The organism is Deinococcus sp. NW-56 (assembly GCF_002953415.1).
Lineage (GTDB): Bacteria > Deinococcota > Deinococci > Deinococcales > Deinococcaceae > Deinococcus.
On the sequence record NZ_CP026517.1, the window covers coordinates 347,517 to 369,176 of the forward strand.

The window sequence follows — 21,660 nt, forward strand, 5'->3', positions numbered from 1 at the left end:
CAGAAGGGGCGCTCCCCGGCGCTCAGCGCAGTCGCAGGGTGGTCACGCAGGTGTCGCTGCCCGGCAGCGTCGCCAGGGTTCCGCGCGTGGTCCTGCCCTGGGCGGTGAGCGTCACGTTGTACCGCTGGCCCCGGGGCAACCACACTTCCAGAAAGCCGTTGTCCAGTGTCCTCACGGTCTTGCGCAGCACCGTCTTGCCCGACGGGGTCGTGACGTGGACGTTGACCGGCGTGTTCACCAGTTCCCCCTGGCAGCCCGAGGTGAAGTGCGTCTTGCACGGGTGGGTCTGGTGGATATAGGGCGCGATCGCCACCACCATCTGGGCCCTGGGCAGCGCGACCGCCCTCTTCCGGCCGTCCGGGAACGTGAAGTGGACGGCCCCGGAGGTCACGTAGCTTTGCAGTCCACCCTGGCCCCGCCAGCTGTTCGCCAGCCGCAGGGCCTGCTGGGGGCTGACCCCCTTCAGGAGATCGGGGTTGGGGGCGGGGGAGAGCTGCTGCGCGAACGCCAGGGTGCCCAGCAGGGTGGCGGTCAGGATCATCGCGGGGGTCGGGTGCATATCAGTCGCCTCTGGGGTCAAGGTAGCGGCGCTGCGTTAAGGCAGTGTTTCGCTCGCCGGGGGGGCGCTCCCCCGGACCCCCGACTTGAGGTCACGACACGGTCAGCCCCCGGTCCTGCGGCGCTGAAAGCGGCTGTCGCTCGGCGTCCGGAGCCGTTGGGAGCCGATATGGATGCCGGTGGATAGGCTGCCCTGACCCCCCGGAACTCCGACCGGACTCACCGGGCGGCGAAGCTGCTTTCCGCGATCAGCCCGGATGGACCATCAACCCACGCGCCGTCGGCAGGCACAAGGGCAAAGATGCGGCGGCTGAGCAATGCCCCGAACCCATACCCAGGTGAGCCGTGGCGACCCACGCGCACCGCAGCCTCACCTGCCCAGGGGTGGTTCGGGCTCTCGGCGGCCAGGGGGTCTGCGTGGAGGGAATGATAGACTCGGATTGATGAGTGTCGTCGCCCTGCCGGAAGCGCGGACCCTGACGGTCCTCAAGGCCCTCGCCAACGACATCCGCTACGAGATCGTCCGCATCCTGGCTCGCGGAGAGCGCTGTGTCTGCGACCTGGAAGCCGCCCTGGACCTTCCCCAGAGCAAGGTCTCCTACCACCTCGCCGCCCTGCGCGACGCGGGGCTGGTGGCGGGGGAGCAGCGCGGCAAGAACAGCTACTACCGCTTGCTGCCCGGGCCGCTGTACCTCCTCGGCGGGGAGTTACTGCGCGACCTCTACCTGTCCGACCTCCCCGAGACGTATCAACCTGGACCGGTGTGTTAGCGTGCGGGCATGCCCCGCGTCCTGATCCTATGCACCCACAACTCCGCGCGCTCCCAGATGGCCGAGGCCCTGACCCGCGACGCCGCGCGACGGGCTGGGCTCGACCTGGAGGTGTACTCCGCGGGCACCGAGGCCACCCGCGTGAAGGACGAGGCCAGGACCGTGATGCAGGAGATCGGGCTGAGCCTGGACGGGCACAGCAGCAAGACCCTGCACGACGTGCCCGACCCCCAGAACTTCGACTACGTCATCACGGTGTGTGACAGCGCCGCGGAAGCCTGTCCGGTCTACCCCGGCAGGACCCAGCGTCGGCATTACCCGTTCGTGGACCCCAGCGGCGGCGGCCTGGAGCGCTGGCGCGAGGTGCGGGGCCAGCTGAAAACCCAGCTTGAGGCCTTCGTGCAGGCGCTTGGAGAGGGCCGGCCCGTTCCCGAGAGCTACGAAGAGAGCCCTGCCGTAGACGCGAAGTAACCGATGCTGCTCGCCGTTCTGATTTTCCTGCTGACCCTGGTGCTGGTGATCTGGCAACCGAAGCTGAAGTGGCAACCCGGTGGCCTGGGGATCGGGTGGAGCGCGTCGCTAGGGGCGCTGCTCGCCCTGCTCACGGGGGTGGTGGGCGTGTCCGATATCCCTGTGGTCTGGGACATCGTCTGGAACGCGACCATCACCTTTGTCGCGCTGATCGTCATCAGCCTGATCCTCGACGAGGCCGGATTCTTCCGCTGGGCCGCCCTGCATGTCGCCCGTTGGGGTGGCGGGCGCGGACGGTTGTTGTTCCCGCTGGTCATCCTGCTCGGGGCGGCCGTCAGCGCCCTGTTCGCCAACGACGGTACCGCGCTGATCCTCACGCCTATCGTGCTGGCCATGCTCCTGGCGCTGGGCTTCGGACCCGCGGCCACGCTCGCGTTTATCCTGGCCACCGGCTTTATCGCAGACAGCGCCAGCCTGCCGCTGGTCATCAGCAACCTGGTCAACATCGTCAGCGCCGACTACTTCGGTCTCAGCTTCGGGGACTATGCCTCGGTGATGGTTCCGGTGAGCCTCGCGGCGGTCCTGGCGAGTCTCGCCGTCCTGTACGGGATGTTCCGGCGTGACCTGCCGGGGCGTTACGACCCCGCCACGCTGGAGGCCCCCGCGAGTGCCATCCGGGACCCGAACGTCTTCAAGGTGGGCTGGATCGTGCTGGCGGTGCTACTGGCCGGATACTTCGCGGCTGGTCCCCTGGGCGTCCCCGTGAGTGTGGTGGCCGTGCTGGGCGCCGCGCTGCTGTGGACCGTGGCCGCCCGTGGCCACACGGTCAGTACCCGCAAGGTTCTGAGGGGGGCACCCTGGCAGATCGTCATTTTCTCGCTGGGCATGTACCTCGTGGTTTATGGCCTGCGCAACGCCGGGTTGACCGACCTGCTGGCGGGTTTGCTCGACCGCCTCGCCGCTGGGGGCCTCTGGACCGCGACCCTCGGTACCGGCGTCCTGACCGCCTTCCTGGCCAGCGTGATGAACAACATGCCCAGCGTCCTGATCGGTGCCCTGGCCATCGACGCGAGCGGGGCGACGGGGACGGTGAAGCAGGGCATGATCTACGCGAACGTCGTCGGCAACGACCTGGGGCCGAAGATCACGCCGATTGGCAGCCTCGCCACCCTGCTGTGGCTGCATGTGCTGGCGAGTGGGGGCGTCCGGATCAGCTGGGGGCAGTACTTCCGGGTGGGCCTCGTCCTGACGCTGCCCGTCCTGCTGGTCACGCTGGTGGCCCTGGCCTGGCGGCTCTCGTGATCAAGGGGAAACGGGATGCCCACCCCTGACGTGATCGTAGTCGGCGCGGGGCAGGCGGGCCTGGCCGTGGCCCGGGAGCTGAGCCGGACAGCGCTGAGCTTCAGCGTGCTTGACGCTCAGGACCGGCCGGGAGCAGCGTGGCGGCACGCCTGGGACTCGCTCAGGCTGTTCTCGCCCGCGCGCTGGAGTTCGCTGCCCGGGTTCCTGATGCCCGGCGGCGAGGGCGAGTACCCCCAGCGTGACGAGGTGATCGCCTACCTCGCCGAGTACGAGCGGCGCTACGGTCTGCCCGTCGAGCGCCCCGTTCGGGTACGAGCGGTGACCCGGGACAGCGAGGGGTTCCGGCTGGAGACCAGCCAGCGAACGTACTCCACGCGCTTCCTGGTGAGCGCGACCGGCACCTGGGAGGCCCCCTTCATCCCGGATATCCCGGGGCGCGAGCAGTTCGGCGGAACGCAGGTACACTCCGCCTTCTACCGCCGGGCCGAGGACCTCGCCGGGCAGCGGGTGCTGATCGTCGGCGGCGGCAACTCGGGCGCCCAGATCCTCGCCGAAGTCTCGAGGGTGGCGGACGTGACCTGGGCGACCCTGACGCCCCCGTCCTTTCTGCCGGACGACTTGGACGGGCGAGTGCTGTTCGGCGTGGCCACGCAGCGCTACCGGGCGCAACAGGCGGGAGCGGCGTTCCAGGCGCCATCCCTGGGAGACATCGTGATGGTCGCGGGCGTCCGCGAGGCGCGGGACCGGGGCGTGCTGCGGGCGCGGGAGCTGTTCACGCGCATGACGGGAACCGGGGTGGTGTGGCCGGATGGAAGCGAGGAGGCCTTTGATGCGGTGATCTGGTGTACGGGGTTCCGGCCCGCTCTGGATTACCTCGCGCCCCTGGGGGTCCTGGAACCGGATGGGCGCGTTCAGGTGAACGGGACGCGCTCGGTGAAGGAGCCTCACCTGTGGCTCGTGGGATACGGCAACTGGACGGGCTTCGCCTCCGCCACCCTGATCGGGGTGGGGCGCAGTGCGAAGGCGACCGTGGCCGAGATCCGGGAGGAGATCCGGGAGGCCGCGGGTCAGTCCACCACCTTGCCCCCACCCTGAGCCGGTCAGCCGCGCCGGGCCATCTCGTGCCCGTTGGCCTGGAAGCCCAGGGCCTCGTAGAGGGGGAGAGGGGACGCAGGCTGGCCCCATTCCCGGGAAAGACGCGCGGGAGCAGCTTCCAGGACCCAGCTTCGGAGCATCGGCGAGGCTGGCAGGGCGAGGGGTCGGGGGGGCAGGGGTCACCGGCACTCCTTTCGCAGAGGACGAGGCCACCGCAGGGAGCCGGGCTGCTGCCTCCCGACGTATTGACATTTCTCTATGCAAGGTCCACCATATATCTATGGACTTCGATGGGACGGCCCAGGTGTTCAAGGCGCTGGGAGACGCGCACCGCCTGCGGGCGCTGCACTTCCTGGCCACCGCCGACGGGGCCTGCTGCTCCACCGGGCAGGGCATCTGCACCTGTGACGTCCAGCAGGTCCTCGGCCTTTCCCAGCCCACCACCAGCCACCACATGAAGCTGCTGGTGGGCGCGGGCCTGGTCGACGTCGAGAAGCGCGGCAAGAACTCGTACTACACCCTCAGCGCGCGCGGGATGCGGGTCGCCCGCACCGCCCTCGACACGCTGCTGGCCGCCGTGCCGCAGCCACGCTAGGAGGCCGTATGAATCCCGAATTGATGCACCTGGTGGCCCACGACCGTCACCAGCAGCTTCTCAAGGCTGCCGAGACCAGATGCCAGGTACGTGGCACCGTCACACCCAGGCCCATCTCCCTCCCTCGCCCCGCGCTGCGACCGGCTGGCCCTGCTCCCTGCCCCTCCTGCTGATTTCTCGGCCCCGACCCATCGAAATGTTTCAATCAGGAGATGATTATGACCCAGCTGCTGACCACGCCCGACCGCACCCAGGCCTTTCTCGACACCCTCGAGCCCCACGCGGGCAAGCCCCTGATCTTTGCCTTGAACGGCGAGACGCTCGTCCACGAGGGCTACCACGTCACCGAGATCAAGGCGGTCACAATCGAGGCGATGGACTGCGGCGGGCGCGCGGACAGCTGGCGCGAGACCGTCGTGCAGCTGTGGAACGGTGGGGGTGAGGAGGACCGGGGCTTCATGACCGTCGACAAGTTCCTGGACATCTACCGCCGGGTGGCGGCCAGCGTGCCGGTGTACGGGGAGGCGCGGCTGCGCTTCGAGTACGGGGATGCCCGTCACCCGACCATCCAGTACCCCGTCAGCAGCGTGGACATCCGCGCCGACCGGGTGCTGGTGAACCTGAGCTACCCCGCCGTGAGCTGCAAGCCGAACGACGAGCGCCTGGCGGTCGGCGAAGCGGCCTGTTGCGGGCCGGTCGCGGGCAGGCCCGTGACCCTGGACGACTTGCCGGTGCGGGGCAGCCTGGGGGGCTGCTGCGGGTGAGTGAGTCCGTGAGGCCCCGGGCCGGTTCGGCGGCTCGACCCTGGGGTGGAGGCGCGGCGGTCCTGGCTGGCCCCGCAGGAGGGGTGATCCTCAGCCGGGGCGTCATGCGGGTGGGTGCCCGGAATCAGGTGCAGCGGCCCGCGCCACAGGGACCACGCGGCGCCCATCAGCACACCGATCCTCACTCGGGGCGCCCAGAGGTCTCCGGTACGATGGTCTCCCGCAGGAGGCGGTGGAGGGCCTGGAACTGCTCGAGGGCGACGGAGTGCCCCGCGTTCCCGAACGTGAAGCGCCGCTTGAGGGGGGCCTGGAGCGCGCTGAACCATTCCAGCGCCAGGTCACGCCGCGCGGTGAGTTCCGCCGCCCCGTCCAGCAGGTAGACGGGAACGTCGAGGCGCGGCACGTCCCGCCGGAAGTCCAGTTCCTGAAGCTGCGGGTACATCACCGTGAACATGTCCATCAGGCCACGCAGCACGTTCACCTTCTCGATCAGGGTGTACTCGCTCCCGAGGATGCCCCACGGTCCCAGGTTCGCCCGTGTGCCGCGCTCCAGATACGCTGTGGGCGGCGTGTAGGGCCGGTAGAGCCGCTCGTACTGCCCCATGACGAACGCGTTGGCATACGGCGTGTCGGCGTAGGGAGGTTCGCCGTACGCACGCATGGTGGCGGCCAACTTCTCATCCCCGGTACGGACGGCGAGGGCGAGGACATCGCGGTACAGGCGGCGGTCGGTTTCCCGCTGGCTCACCATCTGGCCGCTGCCGATCAGGGCGTGGTACAGCTCCGGGCGGCGCTGGGCGGCCAGGACCCCGAGGGTGCTGCCCCACGACTCGCCCAGCAGATAGATTTTCGGCTGTCCGAAGCGCCCCCGCAGGTACTCCGCCAGTTCGCCCACGTCCGCCACCGCCCGGTCGAGGGTCAGGGTGGAGGCCGGGTCGAGGGCCGCGTAGGACTTGCCGGTGCCGCGCTGGTCCCAGCCCACCACCACGAAGTCCCGGGTGAGGTCGTCCAGCAGCACGCGCACGAAGGGCAGGTCGCTCTGCCCCGGCCCGCCGCTGAGGTAGAGCAGCACCGGGTTCTTTGGACTCGCCCCGCGAATCATGACCGTCTGGTCCTGCCCCCCCAGGCGGACGGTGGTGAGTTCCGCGACGCTGCCGGGCAGGGGACGGCCGTCCGCGCCCAGAACCGGCGGTGTGCGGGCAGGCCAGGCGATTCCGGCGGCGAGGGCGGCGCTGCCCAGCGTCAGCAGCGCGGGGGGCCACCTGGGCACCCGCCCTCCCCGGTGACGGGCGATGCCCGAGCCGACCGCCACCGCGAGGACCATCGGCAGCAGGAAGAGCAGGGCGTACACGCCGCGCCCCAGCCCCAGCGCGAGGAGGCCGTAGGCGCTGTCAAGGCGCGGCAGGTCCACGGTCGGGCCGGAGGCGGAGAGGCGGCCCAGCTCGAAGGCCGCGGCGTGAACGAGCGGGACGAGCAGCCACGTCCAGCGCGACGGCAGGATCAGCCCGCTCAGCAGCCCGGTCACCAGCGCGGCGGCCAGCGTGACGAGCGCCTGCCCGCTGGTGACCGGGCCGCGCGGGAAGGCGAGGGCCAGCAGCACCCCGCCCAGGGCCGCCAGGACCACCACCCCGCCCACGGCGATCCCCGGGCGGCTCCGGTGAAGACGGAACCCTGTCCGGAAGGTCTGGGAAGCTGTTGCCGGTTCGTTCCTTCCTTGGGTGGTCATGGCCGCCCCCCTTGTTCCTCCGCGCGCGCCTTGAGGCCCAGCAGGCACCGGCGCATCATCACGATGTCCCCGACGTCGTACAGCAGGTAGTACGCCATCCAGGGCGACCCCCACGGATAACGCGTCCGCAGGCGGGTCAGCAGGCGGGTGCCGCCCGACCCGTCCGGCTCCAGCCACCACAGCCATGTCGCTGCGCCCTCCCGGTCCCGCCACAGCAGGAAGTGATGCGGTTTGGCCGCCGTGACCCACATGCCCTGCCGGCCGTCCGGCGTGAACGGGACGAAGTCCCCGACCGCCACGGCCTGGTGCTGCGGCAGGATGACCCGCGCGCTGGGCACGCCCGCGTTGTCGATCCAGTCCAGGCTGTACCAGCCCGCCCGCCCCGAGCCGAGCTGCGCGATCCAGGGCCACACGGCCCCCGGCGGCGCGTGAACCGTCACGGCGCGGGTTGCCATGAAGCTCGGGCGGCGCACCGCCTCGTCCCCGGGCAGGACGCGCCTGACCTCCTCGTCCGTGGCGCCCCACCGCTGCTGCCAGGGACGGAGGAAGCGCAGGTAGGCCCCCAGCAGCCCCAGCGCCACCAGGAGGGCACCGGGCCAGCGGGGTGAACGGGGGTGGGTCATGGACCAGGTCTGCATACGTTCCTTTCAGGCCAGCTCCCCGCGCAGCGGCCCGCCGGACAGGGCACGGAACCAGCGCCGCGTCAGGCCCAGCCCGACCAGCGCGAGCAGCACGAAGGGCGCCACCAGCGCCGCGAGCTGCCCCGGGGTGTACGGGTACCCGGCGAGCGCCTGGGCGACCGTGGCGACCCCGATGGTCAGCCCCATCAGCGCCGACAGCACCAGCAGCACGGGGGCCAGCACGTCCCCCAGGGGGGCACGCCGCCGCAGCAGGACGCCGGTGAGCAGGGCGGCGGGCACGATCACCCCGAGGTCGAGGGTGTGGGTGACGAGGGTGGTGGAGTTTGCCAGCTCCGGGGGCACCCGGCCCCCCACCAGCGCGGGAAGCAGCGACAGGCCGCCCCACACGACGAGCAGCACCGCCCCCACCCCGAACAGGAAGGCGGCGGCCGCCCGCCGGGGCACGGCCTCGCCCGCCCGCCGGGACACGGCCCGCGCGTTCAGCGACCCCAGCAGTGTCACCAGCGTGAAGAGGTTGGCCGAGAAGAGCGCCACGTACACCGGGAAGAGGGGGTTGTACGCCGCCCCGAAGGCCAGCGAGGCGGACAGGTACAGCAGGAAGGCGAGGGTCCCGGCCAGCGCCAGCCCCCCCCGCAGCGACCCCGCCCGGAAGCGCCCCGCCGTGAGGAGCAGCAGCGGCACGCCGACGGCCAGGACCACCGCGTCCTGGCCCCGGAAGCCCGAGCCGAGCAACAGGGTGTCGAAGCGGTAGAGGCCCTGCCCGTAGAGGGTGACCTCCTCGCCATGCAGGGTGGTGAAGGGCGTAGGCCCCGGCCCGCTCCCCAGCAGTAGCCCGGTCCCGGAGGCGAGCAGCGCCAGCGCGGCGATCACCCAGGTCCCCCGGACGACGACCCGCGGCGTGTTCATGGCTCTCCTCCCGTCCAGAAGGTGGGAGGGGACGGGGACGGCCCCATGAACTCAGGAAGACCTGCCCTTGGGCGGGGCTGGGCCAGCCTGCCCGGGTGGAGCGGTTGCCATACTGCTGGAGGCCGTGAGCGGCCGCTTTGGAGGGGGGTCATGGCCCGAGCGTGGGCGCCGGGGGTTACCGGGCTGTTACCGGTGCCCGGTCCCCGCGCCACATATCGGGCAGCGAGCGCGGGAAGGGCACGCGCAGCAGCAGCCTGTCACCGTTTCGGAGAGACAGGATCATGGCGTTCTCCCTTCAACGCCACCGTGGGCGGACGGGGAGCCCGCACCGTGCCAGTGGGGGCGGCTGACGGTTTTCTGGAGGGGGCGTCGGGGGACGGGCACACCTGGCCGGGGCCTCTCCGGCCCGCTGAACCCCGTCCCGGGGACCCGGGGGTCCCCCGCCCCCGGCCCTCGTCACACGCCTCGCTGCCGGACGTACTCGCGCACGTCCACGTTGTAGACGACCTCCTCGGCGGTGAAGACGGCCCAGGGGCGGCCCTGGTCCAGCCAGATCGCCGCACCGGCCGCTGGGAGCGTCACCCCGCCGAAGTCCGCCCACGAGAGGTTCTGGTTGATCCAGAGTGTCTTGTCGCGGCTGTCGGCCCCGTGGTACCGCATCGACTCGAACAGGGCAGGTCTGCCCGTGGCGGGGTCGAACCGGACCACGTAGGTCTCGCGGTCCTCGCCGAACGGCACGCTCAGCAGGGCGGTGTCCTCATCCACCGCTGTCCAGCGCACGCGCGGGTCGGTGAGGTACACGGACGGCATCCAGACCGTTTCCGACCACATCCCCAGGTTGGCGCCCTGCGCGCCCCTGGGGTCGCCCACACTGGAAGGAATCGGCCAGGGCATCTCCTGGCGGCTGACCCCCTCCAGGTAGGCCTCGTTCACCCGCAGGACTGGCAGGCCGAACCAGGTCACCTCGATGTAGTGGCGGTACTGGCGCCCAGCCTCGTGGACGAAGCGGAAACGCGCGGGGAAGGCGGGGCCGCCGGGAATGAAGCGCAGGCTCGCGCGGCCCGTGATCACCGCCGAGGTCACCCGTGGAAGCCGCTCCCCGTAGGTCTGCCGGTAGAAGCGGTCCACCGGAGCGGGCAGACCGGCGGGCAGGGGCAAGTCCTCCGAGGCGCCCGCCCCCCGGGGATACGCGGGGAAGGGCCGGGGCTGAACCTGCAGTCCGGCCCACCCCAGCAGCGCGAGGCCGGACAGCAGGCCCCCCGCCCGCCGCAGCCGGTGTCTGCCCCCTCCAGCCTTCGCCCGCGTCCGCCGCGGAAGGGTCAGGGGGTTGGGGAGGAATGGGGAATTCATGACGCCTCCTTCGGCTGCTGGCCCGGGCCTGGCCCGGCGCCTCGCGTCAGGTTCTTGAGGACGGCGGCGTGCTTCATCAGGGCGGTCACCCGCCGCACGAACCCGGCAGCCGTTGCCTGCTGCGCTGTTCCGATGAGTCCCCCGCCCATGTCCCGCCCCCTCTCCGCTCCTGGCGCACCACCGCGCCCGCCGCGACAGGCAGCCCTACCGGCCCCAGGAACAGCCACCCGGAGACGGCGCCCCGGACAGGTCGGTCCAGCCCCTCGGGAGACATGCTGGGGCGGGAAGGACCGGCCCGTGACCGGGGCGGCCCGGTTCTCAGCCTGGGACGCGGCAGTTACCGCCGGATTACTGGCCCGAACCCGCACGGGGGCCGCGGGCGGCCCGGTAGGATGCCCGCATGACCCTGGCTGCAGCCGCCCTGCTGGTGCTGAGCGCCGTGCTGCTGCTCGGCGTGGTCCGGACGGACCTGAACGTGGGGCTGCTGGCGCTGGCGGCCGCCTTCGCGCTGGGCGGCTGGGGGGCCGGGCTGACCCCGGCCGAGATCGCGGCGCTGTTCCCGGCGCAGCTCGTGCTGACGGTGGTGGGCGTCTCGCTGCTGTTCGGACTCGCCCAGGCCAACGGCACGCTGGACCTGCTGACGGGCGAGCTGCTGCGGGCGGCCGGGCCAGGCCGGGCACGCCTGCCGCTGGCGTTCTTCGGGCTGGCCTTCGTACTCTCGTCGCTGGGGCCGGGCAACATCGCGGCGGTGGCCCTGCTGGCGCCCGTGGCGCTGCCTGCCGCCGTTCAGGCGGGCGTCTCCCCGCTGCTGATGGCCGTCTTGCTGTGTACCGGCGCCAACGCGGGCACCTTTTCTCCCGTCGCCGTGACCGGCAGCCTGAACACCACGCTGCTTCAGGGCATCGGCCTGGGCGGGGGCGCTCTGCCCCTCACCGTCTTCGCGGGCGTGGCCGCCATCCAGTCGCTCAGCGCCGTCCTGGCCTATGTCACCCTGGGGGGCCTGCGGGCGGGGCGGGGGGGAGAGGTCGCTCCCGCCCCGCCCGCCCCCGCTGCCGGGCAGACCCACCGCCTCACGCTGGCCCTGCTCGCGGCCTTTCTGGTGCTGGTCGTGGCGCTGGGCGTGAACGCCGCCGCCGCCGCCTTCGGGTTGGCCGCCCTGCTCACGCTGCTGCGGGCGGGGGACACGGAGAGTGCCGTCCGGGCGCTGCCCTGGGGCGTCATCCTGCTGGTGGGCGGCGTGGGCACGCTGGTCAACCTGCTGGAGGGGACCGGCAGCCTCGACCTCGCCACCGACCTGCTGGCCCGGCTGGCCCTTCCCGGCCTGTTTCACGCGCTGCTGGCCCTGGTGGCCGGGCTGCTGAGCCTGGGCAGCTCCTCGTCCGGGGTGGTCATGCCGCTGCTGGTGCCGCTGGTGCCGGAGCTGGTCGAGAAGTCCGGCGCGGGCAGCCTGGTGGGCGGGGTGATCGCGGTCGACGTGGGGTCGCACATGGTGGACGTCAGCCCCCTCTCGACCCTGGGCGCCCTGTGCCTGGCCGCGCTGCCCGCGGGCGTGGACCGGGCGCAGGTGTTCCGTGCCCTGCTGGCCTGGGGCCTGGCGATGGCCCTGCTCGGCGCGGGGCTGGCCTGGCTCTTTTTGGACCTGCTGTGAGCGCCGCGCCCCCATCCCGGGCGCCCGGCCGGGGCGATCCCGGGGCGGACCTCGCCCACCATGCTGCGTTGCCCCTGCAGCCTTGCTGGCATGAGCGGCACGCAGGCGTCAGGGAGCGCAGCCTGGAGCCCGGAAGCTCCCGATCCGGGTCTGCCACCCGGCGGGACTGAAGGCCTGGCCCGCGGCCGTGTAGTACTCGTTGATGTACCAGAAGGTGCAATCGTCGACCGGGTCGATGTTGAGCGAGGTGTAGTCGCCCCACCGGGAATTGGTGGTGGTCTGCACGCCACTGCCACTCACCAGCGTGCCTTCGCCCAGGGTCATGGTGTCGACCGGATCGCTGCTGAGGCGACCGGTGTAGCGGATGCCCGGGAAGACATCGGTGCCGTTGACCACGCTGTAACCCACCGCCATATTGCCGGACCGGTCCATGGCGGCGCTGCCCATCCAGCGCTGCACCCCGTCATCCGGAGCGTACGTGCCCTGCTGACGGACGCTGTAGCCAGCGGCGGTGCGTCTGAGTTCGTACCAGCGCACCCCGGCCTGCCCAGGCCGCGCCTCCACCGTCTGGTTGGTCACCAACGCCTCGTAGGTCCCGAAATTCCGGTAGGCCAGCCGGTGCAGAGGCCGCTGGCGGTAGGACAGCACGTCCAGGTACTGGCTGCGGTTGGTGATGCCCGGCTGCGGCAGGCAGTCACGGGACGTGGGGGCACAGGGGAAGATGGAATCGAAGGCCGCGACCGGCAACTGCGCGGCGAGGGTCAGGGAAGCCAGCGGCTTGGAGTTCCACTGGACGGTCAGGTCGTAGACGTTCAGGGCGTCCGCAGCCGCACCGTAGCTGGCGCCGTCATCCTGCGACCCGACCAGCGGCGCGGCGATCCGCGCCCGTGGGCGCCTGGTCCCGTCGATATCCGGCGGCAGCAGGCCGTCGCCGATCTGGCTGAGGGGCACGACGTCCGAGTCCAGGAAAAAGCGTACCGAGCGGGCCTTGGGGTCCCCGGCGATCATCTTGTTCTTTTCCAGCGCGTACACCCCTATGCCGTATTCCACCGTGGGCCCGAACTCGCGGGTGGTGAGGATATACGAGTCGGTCCAGACCCCATATTTGGGATAGTCCGGGAAGAACAAACCGCTGCTGAAAGCGTAGCGGTAGTAGGCCCCGTTGGGATCCCCCGTCTGGGAAACCGCGACGCAGCTGTAGAAAGGCAAACTGGGGTCATCCAGGCCGCGGGTCGTGAACTGGGTCAGAATCCAGCGGTCCACCAGCTGGTCATACACCACGATCGGGTCACCGGATGGATCCGCACAGTCCGGGACCGCGAAGTCGGCCCAGAGGTCACCGATCCTGGCTGGCCCCAGCAGGGGGTTTCCCTGCTTGTCGTACACGGCGTAGGCCAGATTGGTCATGGCCACGTAGTGGTTCGGTCCCACGTCGCCGACCGGATCAGGGGGATTGACCTGGAAGCCGTACAGATTGAAATTATCCCGGCTGCTGGGTCCCTCGAAGCTGACCAGCGGGCTGGAAATGCCCCCGAGTTCCTGGGGAAAGAGGCCTTCTCTCTTTGCTGCCCCCTGCAACGCGCCGTCGAGTGCAGCGGGCCGATCCAGCTGCCGGGTCCCGCGCTCTGGACGCAGATCCACGATGCCGTCCTCCCCGGCGGGGAGAGGAGCGACGGGACCGGGCCGCGCCAGAGTGCGCAAGGGCCGGGACGTGTCGAACGCGACCGGGGTACTGAATTTCGGGCCTCCCAGCCCCTGGGTCTGAAGCACCGGCGCTTCCCCCTGCACCTCGGGCGGCGTGCGCGGCTGGTTACACGCGAGCAGAAGGGTCAGCCCCACCCCCAGGGCAACCAAGCGGGTGCGGGCTGGATGTGGGGCGGTCGCGGGCGTGCGCTGACGCATAGGTCCCCCTTGTGCCGGTCCAAGAGGACGCGCGGCAGGGATGCCTCCTCAGGCCCAGCGCGGACCTGGAGGACGGGCCACCGGGCTTGCCCTCTTGTTCAGCACTGAATGGCTCTCCTGGAAGCAGATGACGGGGCTGCCCTGGAGGAGAGCCGTTATTGTAACTCTTTACCGAATGCAGGTGTGAAGTTTCCCACACCTTAACCCTCCGCTTATCCGCTCAGGCGGCGCACAGGCACGGCAGGGGGGCCGTGCCCCAGACGGTCGAGAGTCCTGGGGATGACGGGTGCCGAATGGACGCCAAGCGGTTCGGCGTCCCCGCAGTGTGGCGGCGTCCGCATCGTCGACAACGGTCATGCGGGGAAGCAGCGGGACCTGCGGCGCATCTGTGGCGTCCAGTTCAACCCCTGTCCTTCAGCCGACGACCATCCGGCCCGAAGGCGGTGTTCCGGCCCTTCATTCCCCGCAGCACCCCGTCGTGGCCCTGGCGTCCCGACCGGGGGCTGCTGGGGGGGTCACCTCCACCGGGCAGCCTGACCACGTGACCGGATCAGGAGTGACCGGGTGTCAGCCTCCTGGGATCAGCTGCTCGATTTCGGCACGCCAGGCGTGGGTCAGGTCCGTCACCTGTCCGGGCACGGCGTGCCACAGCGCCCGGCGCGCCTCCTTGGCCCGCTGCCACTCGGCCAGGGCCTGCTCGGCCGCAGCGCAGTCGGGATAGGGCAGGTCCAGGCTTTGACCCCCGGCAAAGACGAAGCGCACGTGCGCGGCGACCCCCTGACGGACCAGCGCCGCGCGTCTGAGGGCTGCCTCATGCAGTTGCCGCTGCTGGGCGGTCGCTTCCGAGAAGCCCGCCGCCACGATCCCGGCGGGCAGCGCCACCATGCCGACCCCGCCGAGCATGATCACGCCCGCCAGCAGTTTGCCCAGGCTGGTGACCGGATAGACGTCGCCGTAGCCTGTGGTGGTCAGGGTCACCACCGCCCACCACATCGCCGCAGGCACCGTCTCGAAGCCCTTGGTCCCCGCCGCGTGTTCGACTTGGTGCAGCAGCGAGGCCGCGATGAACATCAGCACCAGCACGATCAGGATCAGGGTGAGCAGTTCGCCCGAGCGTGACGCGAGGACCCGGCCGACCAGCTGCAAGCCTTCGGAGTAGCGTCCCAGCTTCAGGACCGACAGCAGCTTGAGCAGGCGCAGTCCCCGCAGGGCGCCCACGGCCCAGGAGGCGGGGGAGAAGAGCGCCAGGATCACCACCAGGTCGATCAGGGGCAGCAGCGACGTGGCGTGGGCGAGGTGATCGGCGAGCGTGGCCTCGCGCCCGAGCCGTTCGGGGAGGGTCCAGGCGCGGCCGAGATACTCGGCGGTGAAGACCACGGCCGCGAACAGCTCGGCCGCGCGCATCCAGCCGAGGTGGGGCGCGGCCTGCGGGAGGGTCGCCAGGATGGACGAGAGGATCGTCAGCACGATCAGGCTAGCGAGCAGGGCGTTGAAGGCGGCCTCGGGGGGGGTCATCCCGTCGTTGGGGTCCAGGAACTGGTGGACCCGTCGGCGCAGGCTGGGTGGCGACGAACTGGGCTGCGGGCGGCTCAGCTGGGTGTTCAAGGTCTGGCCTCCGGAGGGCGGGGAGAGGCTTCACGGTCGCGCCCCGCATGCTAAACGGCCTGGGGGCCGTCCCTCACGGTCATCGAGGTTGGGAGCGTGCCATTCGGCATGATCGGAGGCGTCGGCCCCGGGGGTCAACGCTCCCGCAAGTCGCTGCCCGCCCCGGCTCAGGACATCCCCGGCTCCCGGCCCACCACGGCCAGATGCAGGGTGAGGTCCAGGGCACGTACCCGCAGCACCAGGGAAGCGCCGTGCCGCTCGGCGGGGCCGCACCACAGCCGCCAGCGGCGGTCGGGGCCGTCTCCCAGGTTCAGCACGTGTTCCTCCCCGCCGCACTCGGCGGTGAGCAGCGCACCGGCGCGGTCGGGCCGGAACTCGTCGAGGCGGTAGGCCAGCCGCCAGGTCCGCGTGCCGTGGGGCAGGGGGAGGGTCAGGCACAGTTCGGGCGCCGCGTGGCCCTCCGCCCCCAGCCGCAGCAGGGTGAGCTGCCCGTCCCACTGCTCGGCGCGGTAGCCGCCGGGAAAGACCACCGTGCGCCGGAACTCGCCCCGCGTGGGCGGCGCCGTCCCGGCCGGTTGGGGTCCGGTGGGGAGCCGGGGGGCCGGGACCCCCGCCGCCCAGCCCTGCCGGGGCTGCTCGCGCAGGGCCGCGCGGGCAGCCCCCTCCAGGGTTGCGGCCAGGGCACAGCGGGTCAGCTCGCTGCCAAAGCCGAGGGGGTGTTCGCCGTCCGGCAGGCGGCCCCGCAGCTCCGGCAGGTCGGCGTGAAGGACCGGGGGCACCCGTTCCAGAAGCCCGAGGCGCAGGGCGGCCTCCAGCAGCGCGCGGCCCTCGGCGCCGGGCAGGGGGAGGTGGGCGAGGGCCTGTTCGGGCGGGAAGGGACTGGGCAGCGCGGCCAGGGGAGCCAGGGCGCGGGCCGAGCCGGGCAGGGCCTGCTCGACTTCCGCGAGGAGATCGTCACGCACCGCCGGGGTCAGCCGCACCCGGGCGGGCCACGGCCCCCGCAGCCGGAACAGGGGCCGCAGCGCGGTCAGCCAGCCCTCGGAGTGCCGGATCAGGGGCAGCGCGTGGGCCGGGTCAGGCAGGGCGGCGCTGGGCAGCGGCGAGGCCCGGAAGACCCGCAGGCGCCCCCCGCCGAAGCGCTGGCGGACCGCGCGGGCCAGCGCTTCTTCCCGGCAGGGGGTGGTCACCAGCAGCACGACGAGCGGCAGCGGCCAGTTCAGCGCGAAGGGCAGCAGGTCGCCCGGACCCGCTCCGGCCCCGGCGCGGTGCAGCACGATCACCAGCGGCTGCCCCTGGCCGATCAGGAGCGCACTGAGCCCGGACACCAGCCGGGGGACCGGCGGTCCCTCCTCCAGCAGCGCCGCGAGCCGGCCGTGGGCCTCGGCGGGCAGCACCGTCCGCAGCCGCAGCAGCAGGGAGGTCAGCAGCAGGCGGGGGTCGTGGACGGCGTCCAGCTCCACGAAGGGCCAGTCCTGGCCCTCCAGCACGCTGCGCAGCGCCGCCCGCGTGCCGTGCCCGGACCGCGCCGTGTAGAGCAGCACCTGCGGCTCGCGCCGGGCCAGCTCCTGCGCGGCCCGCAGTTCCGGGGCGAACCGGCCCGCCAGCCAGGCGACGGCCGATCCCTCCAGCCTCTCCTGGGGCGAGTCGCCGGGGGCAGCGGCCCGCTGGCGCCGCACCGCCTGCCGCGTTCCGTCCAGCCGCTGCCGCTGGGTGTCCAGCCAAGTCTGCAGGGCGGGATTGCCGGGGTCGTCCAGCCCTCCCAGCGGGGGACCCTCCAGGGCCGGGGTCGGAAACGTCGCTGCACCGGCCTCGGCGGCGAGCTGCCCCAGGTCCGTCTCCGCCGTGAAGCGCAGCAGGGGGCCTCCCCCCGGAGCGACGTCGAGGCCCTGTGCCCGCAACTTGGACAGCTCCACCCGCAGGCTCGCCAGCCCCCGCCCCCCCGGCCACAGCAGCTCCGCGACGGTGCTGCGGTGAACCGGGCGGCCCTCGAGGGCGAGGTAGGTCAGCAGCAGCGTCCCCTTGCGCGACAGCGGCAGGGCGGTATTCCCACGCAGGACGGCGGCGGTCCCCAGAACGCGCAGCCGTGCGGGTTCTGGGGGCGGGGAGAGGGGAGGCGCAGAGAGTGTCACAGCGTTAACGCCCAGTCACGGAGGTGTTAATGGCCTGTGAACGCTTGAAACGTTGCATGAACACACTTTAATCAGATTCGGTCAGGTTGGGATCCTCACCTGAGGACGCCCCCCTCCGGGGGGGTGAAAGGCGACTTTAACGTTCTCATTGACGCGTCAGGTCTGCTGCCATTGCCGGGCCTTGGGGCGGCCTCCTAGAGTGCCCTCACACAAACGACCAAGACGGATTCCGCGTCCAGAACAGGGGTTTTACGGTGAACCTCTGCGCGGTCTCCCCATGTCGGAAGGATGAGACGATGAAGAACCTGACCCTGCTGGCCGCTGCCCTGACCCTCGCCGGTTCCGCCTCCGCTGCCACCTCAACCGGGAGCGTGGTGTTCAAGACCACGGTCGCCAACACCTGCCACATCCTGGGGTCCACAGCGGTTCTGCCCAAGGCCCTGGGTTCGGCCCCAGCCTCCCTCGCCAGCTACACGGCGCTGAACAACAGCAGCGTGTCCACTGCAGCCATCGGTGCCGTGATCGAGTGCACCAAGGGCACGGTTGTCGACATCAAGGCCACGCCCGGCACCCAGGGGACGGCGGCGACGGATGGCCGGAGCGGCACGATGAAGCTCTCCGGCACGGGCGGCACCTACCTGAACGGGGCCTGGACGATGGCGGTGGACAAGGTGGATTCCACCAGTCAGATGACGGGCGACCGCTACGGCGGCTCGGTGACCTTCCAGCCCGACGCCGGGCAGTGGGGTGCGGTCAAGGGCGACTACAGCGGCATCCTGACCATCACCTTCGAATACAACTGAGTCTCTCCCCGGCGTCCTGGCAGGCCCACGTGGCTGCCTGGGCGCCTCCTCTCTCCGAGGTAATCCATGCGCTGGCTTTTCCCCCTCCTTCTGCTTACCGGCTTCGCTTCGGCGGCGCCGGCTTCCGGCTGTGTGGCCTCGGTGACCACGGCCGCCCCGCTGATCTATCAGGCGCTGCCCACGTCCCCCGACGTGCGGCAGGTCACCCTCGACATCGTGTGTGCCCGCAAGCAGGACCTCTACCGCGTTTCACTGTCCGGCGTGCAGGGCGACCTCGTCCGGCTGCTGGGGCCGGGCGGCGCGGTGCTGCTGGGCCGCCTGTCGGGGCACGAGCCGCTGGGCCTCTGGCAGGGCGGGGGCGTCGGCGCGGTCGAGGGCGGTTCGGGCCAGGGTCCGCGCACCTACCGCCACACCCTGACCCTTCAGATCGAACCCGGCCAGTGGGGGGCGGAGCGCGGGGCCTACGTGGCCGACCTTGCCCTCACGGTGGAATCGAGGGAATCCAAGTGAAGTTCGTTCAGGAGCGTTCCATGTCCCGACTGCCTCACCTGTTCCTCGTCCTCGCCCTGCTGCTCGGTCTGGGGGGCGCCGGGGCGCAGGGCTACGGCTTCTCGCCCACCGTGCTGGGGATCGCGCCTACCGGGAACCTCAGCACCCAGACCACCATGCTGAACGCGGGCCAGACCCCGGCGACCTTCCGGGTGGTGCCGGTGCGCTGGCGCATGGAGGGCGGGCAGTCGGTGCTGGAGGAAACGCGCGACCTGATCGTGAATCCGGCGTCCTTCACGTTGGCACCCGGCGCGTCGCAGGTAATCCGGGTGGGCCTGCGCAAGAAGCCGGGCGACACCGAGCTGACCTACCGCCTGCTGGTGCAGGAGGTGCCCGGCGAGACCACCGCGACCACCCAGACGCCGATCGGGGAGGGCCGCAGCCTGAACATGCAGCTCGCCCTGAGCTTTTCGCTGCCCGTGTACGTGACCCCGGTGGGCGCACAGGCGCAGGTCACGGCGGCGCTGAGCCGGGACGGCAATGATCTGATCGTCCACCTGCGCAACAGTGGCCGCCGCCGGGCCACCTACGGCAACCTGCTCGCCGGACGCACCGGGGAGCCGCTCGCCGTGCCGTCCTTCGCGGTCCTCGCCGGGGCGGAGTACACCCTGCGGCTCCCGGGGCTGGCGACCGGGACGGGGCCGCTGACCCTCAGCTACCGCGACGCGGATGGACGGGACGTCCGTGAGACGCTCGCGGTTCCGTAGCGCGGCGGCCCTGCTCACGGCGGCCCTGCTGTGCCCGGCCGCCGCCGCGTCCTGCGGGGCGCCCGAGGCGCTCTTGCAAGTCTCCGTGCAGGGCTCGGACCGGGGAACCCAGGTTGTTCGCCTGGCGGCGACGGGGGCGGGGGAGGGGCCGGTGGGGGTGCTGCTGCCCCCCGACGTGTTGCGCCCCGGCGAAGGGGCGCTGCTGGGCGAGCGCCTGACCTGCGGTGGCGACCCCTTCGTGACCCTGGCCGGGGACGTGGTCGTGCGGTACGACGCGGGTGCCCAGACCCTGTCCCTCACCCTGCCCCCGGCCCGGCTGGGAAGCCGGGTGGCGGACTTCGCGGACCTCTCTCCCGGTCCGCCGCCCCTGTACGGGGAGGCGGGGTGGGCCGTGACCTTTGGCGTGCGGGGGGCGGCGAATGACGGGCGGCCGGAGGACTGGACCGCCGGGGCCTACGCCAACGTGGGCACCGCGCGGGGCCGCCTGTCCGGGTCGCTGGGGGCGGTGGCGGTGCGCGGCGCGGGCGACTCCGGCGTCCAGCCCCGCGCCCTGCTGCGGTACGCGGTGTCCCCGGAACTGCACCTGTACGGGGTCTGGAACGCGGCGCCCACCGCAGAGGCCCCCGGCTTCGGGGTGACCGATTTCCGGGGGGTCGCGGTGGAGGGGCGCGGCGGCCCCCCCCGCGTGCTGCCCGACTACCGTCTGGACCTGCCCCTCCCCGCCGATGTGGAGGTCCGGGTGAACGGGCGGCGGCTGCACTCCTTCCGGGCCGAGGCGGGGACACTCACCCTGCGAAACGTCCCCCTGCCGCCGGGAGGCTTTGCCCTGCGGGTCACCCTCACCGACGAGACGGGCACCCGCGAGCTGGAGGAGCGGGTCTCCGCCGAGGCCGTCACCTTGCCCTCGGGCACCTTCGCCTATACCGCCCAGGCGGGCTGGACCTCGCGGGGCTCCCTCGCCGGGGCGTCCGGGCAGGTCGGGCTGCGGGGAGGCTGGACCCTGCTGGGCAGCGCCACCCTCACGCCGGACCGCACGGCCCTGTCGGCGCGGGCCAACCTCGCCCGTCCGGGCTGGACCCTGGGTCTGGGCGCCTCGGTGGGCGGCACCCCCGACGAAGGTTGGCAGCCCGAACTGAGCGCCGAGGCCAGTCGCGCGGTGGGCCGACTGGCCTTGCAGGGCCGGGTGGCGCTCCCCGTGGGCGACCTCCAGGCGGTGACCCTGGGCCTGGGCGCCCGCTACGCCGCGCCCGACTGGGAGTTCTCGGTGGGCACCCGCTCGGGCCTGGGGGCCGGAGCCTGGCAGGCCGACGCCTCGGTGACCCGCCGCTTCGGGGGGCGCGGCAGCCTGAGCCTCACCGGGGGCCTGCGCCCGGACGGCTGGAGCGCGGGCCTGCGCACCACCTGGACGCCCGACCCCCGCTGGACCGTGGCGGCCGGAGCGAGCCGGGACCAAGCGGCCAACCTTCAGGTGCGCTACGCCCCCACCCCCGCCCACACGGCCGAGGTCGCGGCCTCCGCACAGGCGGCCACCCTGAACTACGGCTACCGGGGGCCGGTCCGGGCGGCGGCCTCGGTGAGCACGAGCGGGGCCTCGGCCCAGGTCGAGGGCGCGGTGGTCGTGAGCGGCGGACGGGTCAGCCTCCAGCCCGACGGGGCCACGCGGGGCGTCCTCGTCCGCACCGGGATTCGCGGCATTCCCCTGCTGGTCGCAGGCGAGGTCGTCGGGGTGACGGACGCGCGGGGTGACCTGCTGATCACCCGGTTGCCGGTCGGACCGGCCGCGATCGTGGGAGTGGACCTGGGCACCCTGCCCTTCGGCATCGCCCTGCGCGAGGGGTCCCGCGAACTGCCGCTGCCCGTCAGCGGCGTGGTGACCCTGGACTGGCGGGAGAATTTCCGCGAGTTCCGCTGGGTGCAGTACCTCTGGGCACCTGGCCAGCCCGCCGCCTACGGAGAGGTGAGCCTCGGGGGAGAGGTGGTCCTGCTCGACGAGGAGGGCAACGGGTTGACGCCGGTGTCCGCCGGGGCGCTGCCCGGGGAACTCCGGGGGGAGGACGGTCGGCGTTGCGCGGTGACGGTCGGGGTGGGGGAGGAACGGGTGAGCTGCCACCCGTGATGGCTGGATCGGCGGGGCGCGGA

The 21,660-nt window shown here is 71.9% G+C and carries 19 protein-coding genes; 11 read left to right on the forward strand and 8 right to left on the reverse strand.

The features are described 5' to 3' along the window. Nucleotides 1–22 precede the first annotated feature (22 nt). Entirely contained in the window at nt 23–559 is a 537-nt protein-coding gene (locus C3K08_RS15540; protein WP_104992365.1) for a CueP family metal-binding protein, read from the reverse strand. Between the two features lie 442 nt (nt 560–1,001). On the opposite strand from C3K08_RS15540, the gene C3K08_RS15545 reads away from it, so the two are divergent. The 6 genes from C3K08_RS15545 (at nt 1,002) to C3K08_RS15570 (ending at nt 5,555) form a co-directional block, all read left to right on the forward strand. Next, nucleotides 1,002–1,328 (forward strand): helix-turn-helix transcriptional regulator, encoded by a 327-nt coding sequence (locus C3K08_RS15545; RefSeq protein WP_104992366.1) that lies wholly within the window; start codon nt 1,002–1,004, stop codon nt 1,326–1,328. 9 nt (nt 1,329–1,337) lie between these two features. Next, the gene (locus C3K08_RS15550; RefSeq protein ID WP_104992367.1) at nt 1,338–1,799 is read left to right on the forward strand and encodes an arsenate reductase ArsC; all 462 of its coding nucleotides are present in this window, start codon (nt 1,338–1,340) and stop codon (nt 1,797–1,799) included. Nucleotides 1,800–1,802: 3 nt separating this feature from the next. Continuing rightward, entirely contained in the window at nt 1,803–3,101 is a 1,299-nt protein-coding gene (locus C3K08_RS15555; RefSeq protein WP_104992368.1) for an arsenic transporter, read from the forward strand. Between the two features lie 15 nt (nt 3,102–3,116). After that, a complete protein-coding gene (locus C3K08_RS15560) occupies nt 3,117–4,196 on the forward strand; it encodes an ArsO family NAD(P)H-dependent flavin-containing monooxygenase (RefSeq protein WP_104992369.1) in 1,080 nt (359 codons plus the stop codon). 280 nt (nt 4,197–4,476) lie between these two features. Continuing rightward, complete coding sequence (locus C3K08_RS15565; protein ID WP_104992370.1) at nt 4,477–4,791, forward strand: helix-turn-helix transcriptional regulator; 315 nt, start codon at nt 4,477–4,479, stop codon at nt 4,789–4,791. Nucleotides 4,792–5,009: 218 nt separating this feature from the next. Further along, the gene (locus C3K08_RS15570) at nt 5,010–5,555 is read left to right on the forward strand and encodes a DUF6428 family protein (RefSeq protein WP_104992403.1); all 546 of its coding nucleotides are present in this window, start codon (nt 5,010–5,012) and stop codon (nt 5,553–5,555) included. Between the two features lie 181 nt (nt 5,556–5,736). On the opposite strand, the gene C3K08_RS15575 is transcribed toward C3K08_RS15570, so the two are convergent. From C3K08_RS15575 to C3K08_RS15590, 4 genes are all read right to left on the reverse strand, one after another. Continuing rightward, complete coding sequence (locus C3K08_RS15575; protein ID WP_234009247.1) at nt 5,737–7,191, reverse strand: alpha/beta fold hydrolase; 1,455 nt, start codon at nt 7,189–7,191, stop codon at nt 5,737–5,739. Nucleotides 7,192–7,277: 86 nt separating this feature from the next. Then, nucleotides 7,278–7,904 (reverse strand): hypothetical protein, encoded by a 627-nt coding sequence (locus tag C3K08_RS15580; protein WP_104992372.1) that lies wholly within the window; start codon nt 7,902–7,904, stop codon nt 7,278–7,280. Nucleotides 7,905–7,928: 24 nt separating this feature from the next. Then, nucleotides 7,929–8,828, reverse strand: a complete 900-nt coding sequence (locus C3K08_RS15585) for a hypothetical protein (RefSeq protein ID WP_104992373.1) — start codon at nt 8,826–8,828, stop codon at nt 7,929–7,931. 456 nt (nt 8,829–9,284) lie between these two features. Then, the gene (locus tag C3K08_RS15590; RefSeq protein ID WP_234009248.1) at nt 9,285–10,178 is read right to left on the reverse strand and encodes a DUF6544 family protein; all 894 of its coding nucleotides are present in this window, start codon (nt 10,176–10,178) and stop codon (nt 9,285–9,287) included. A 400-nt stretch (nt 10,179–10,578) separates the two neighbouring features. Between C3K08_RS15590 and C3K08_RS15595 the strand changes: the two genes are divergently transcribed. After that, the gene (locus C3K08_RS15595; RefSeq protein WP_104992374.1) at nt 10,579–11,826 is read left to right on the forward strand and encodes an SLC13 family permease; all 1,248 of its coding nucleotides are present in this window, start codon (nt 10,579–10,581) and stop codon (nt 11,824–11,826) included. Nucleotides 11,827–11,934: 108 nt separating this feature from the next. Here C3K08_RS15595 and C3K08_RS15600 read toward each other — a convergent pair whose 3' ends face one another. The 3 genes from C3K08_RS15600 to C3K08_RS15610 form a co-directional block, all read right to left on the reverse strand. Continuing rightward, a complete protein-coding gene (locus C3K08_RS15600) occupies nt 11,935–13,728 on the reverse strand; it encodes a hypothetical protein (RefSeq protein ID WP_104992375.1) in 1,794 nt (597 codons plus the stop codon). A gap of 567 nt (nt 13,729–14,295) precedes the next feature. After that, nucleotides 14,296–15,333, reverse strand: coding sequence for an ion transporter (locus C3K08_RS15605; protein ID WP_234009249.1), 1,038 nt, complete (start codon nt 15,331–15,333; stop codon nt 14,296–14,298). 167 nt (nt 15,334–15,500) lie between these two features. Continuing rightward, nucleotides 15,501–17,462 (reverse strand): hypothetical protein, encoded by a 1,962-nt coding sequence (locus C3K08_RS15610; protein ID WP_104992376.1) that lies wholly within the window; start codon nt 17,460–17,462, stop codon nt 15,501–15,503. 296 nt (nt 17,463–17,758) lie between these two features. Here C3K08_RS15610 and C3K08_RS15615 point away from each other — a divergent pair, with 296 nt between their 5' ends. The 4 genes from C3K08_RS15615 (at nt 17,759) to C3K08_RS15630 (ending at nt 21,637) form a co-directional block, all read left to right on the forward strand. After that, nucleotides 17,759–18,265, forward strand: a complete 507-nt coding sequence (locus tag C3K08_RS15615; protein WP_104992377.1) for a hypothetical protein — start codon at nt 17,759–17,761, stop codon at nt 18,263–18,265. 141 nt (nt 18,266–18,406) lie between these two features. After that, nucleotides 18,407–18,775, forward strand: a complete 369-nt coding sequence (locus tag C3K08_RS15620) for a hypothetical protein (RefSeq protein ID WP_158680016.1) — start codon at nt 18,407–18,409, stop codon at nt 18,773–18,775. Nucleotides 18,776–18,795: 20 nt separating this feature from the next. Further along, entirely contained in the window at nt 18,796–19,521 is a 726-nt protein-coding gene (locus C3K08_RS15625) for a molecular chaperone (RefSeq protein ID WP_104992405.1), read from the forward strand. Next, complete coding sequence (locus tag C3K08_RS15630) at nt 19,499–21,637, forward strand: hypothetical protein (RefSeq protein ID WP_158680017.1); 2,139 nt, start codon at nt 19,499–19,501, stop codon at nt 21,635–21,637. The genes C3K08_RS15625 and C3K08_RS15630 overlap by 23 nt, the downstream gene beginning before the upstream one ends. Nucleotides 21,638–21,660: the final 23 nt, after the last annotated feature.

Coding starts and splice junctions, on each gene's coding strand:
- C3K08_RS15590 (WP_234009248.1), bottom strand. CDS start 10,178: ATGAATTCCCCATTCCTCCCCAACCCCCTGACCCTTCCGCGGCGGACG.
- C3K08_RS15625 (WP_104992405.1), top strand. CDS start 18,796: ATGTCCCGACTGCCTCACCTGTTCCTCGTCCTCGCCCTGCTGCTCGGT.
- C3K08_RS15565 (WP_104992370.1), top strand. CDS start 4,477: ATGGACTTCGATGGGACGGCCCAGGTGTTCAAGGCGCTGGGAGACGCG.
- C3K08_RS15580 (WP_104992372.1), bottom strand. CDS start 7,904: ATGACCCACCCCCGTTCACCCCGCTGGCCCGGTGCCCTCCTGGTGGCG.
- C3K08_RS15600 (WP_104992375.1), bottom strand. CDS start 13,728: ATGCGTCAGCGCACGCCCGCGACCGCCCCACATCCAGCCCGCACCCGC.
- C3K08_RS15585 (WP_104992373.1), bottom strand. CDS start 8,828: ATGAACACGCCGCGGGTCGTCGTCCGGGGGACCTGGGTGATCGCCGCG.
- C3K08_RS15550 (WP_104992367.1), top strand. CDS start 1,338: ATGCCCCGCGTCCTGATCCTATGCACCCACAACTCCGCGCGCTCCCAG.
- C3K08_RS15570 (WP_104992403.1), top strand. CDS start 5,010: ATGACCCAGCTGCTGACCACGCCCGACCGCACCCAGGCCTTTCTCGAC.
- C3K08_RS15560 (WP_104992369.1), top strand. CDS start 3,117: ATGCCCACCCCTGACGTGATCGTAGTCGGCGCGGGGCAGGCGGGCCTG.
- C3K08_RS15555 (WP_104992368.1), top strand. CDS start 1,803: ATGCTGCTCGCCGTTCTGATTTTCCTGCTGACCCTGGTGCTGGTGATC.
- C3K08_RS15540 (WP_104992365.1), bottom strand. CDS start 559: ATGCACCCGACCCCCGCGATGATCCTGACCGCCACCCTGCTGGGCACC.
- C3K08_RS15595 (WP_104992374.1), top strand. CDS start 10,579: ATGACCCTGGCTGCAGCCGCCCTGCTGGTGCTGAGCGCCGTGCTGCTG.
- C3K08_RS15545 (WP_104992366.1), top strand. CDS start 1,002: ATGAGTGTCGTCGCCCTGCCGGAAGCGCGGACCCTGACGGTCCTCAAG.
- C3K08_RS15615 (WP_104992377.1), top strand. CDS start 17,759: ATGAAGAACCTGACCCTGCTGGCCGCTGCCCTGACCCTCGCCGGTTCC.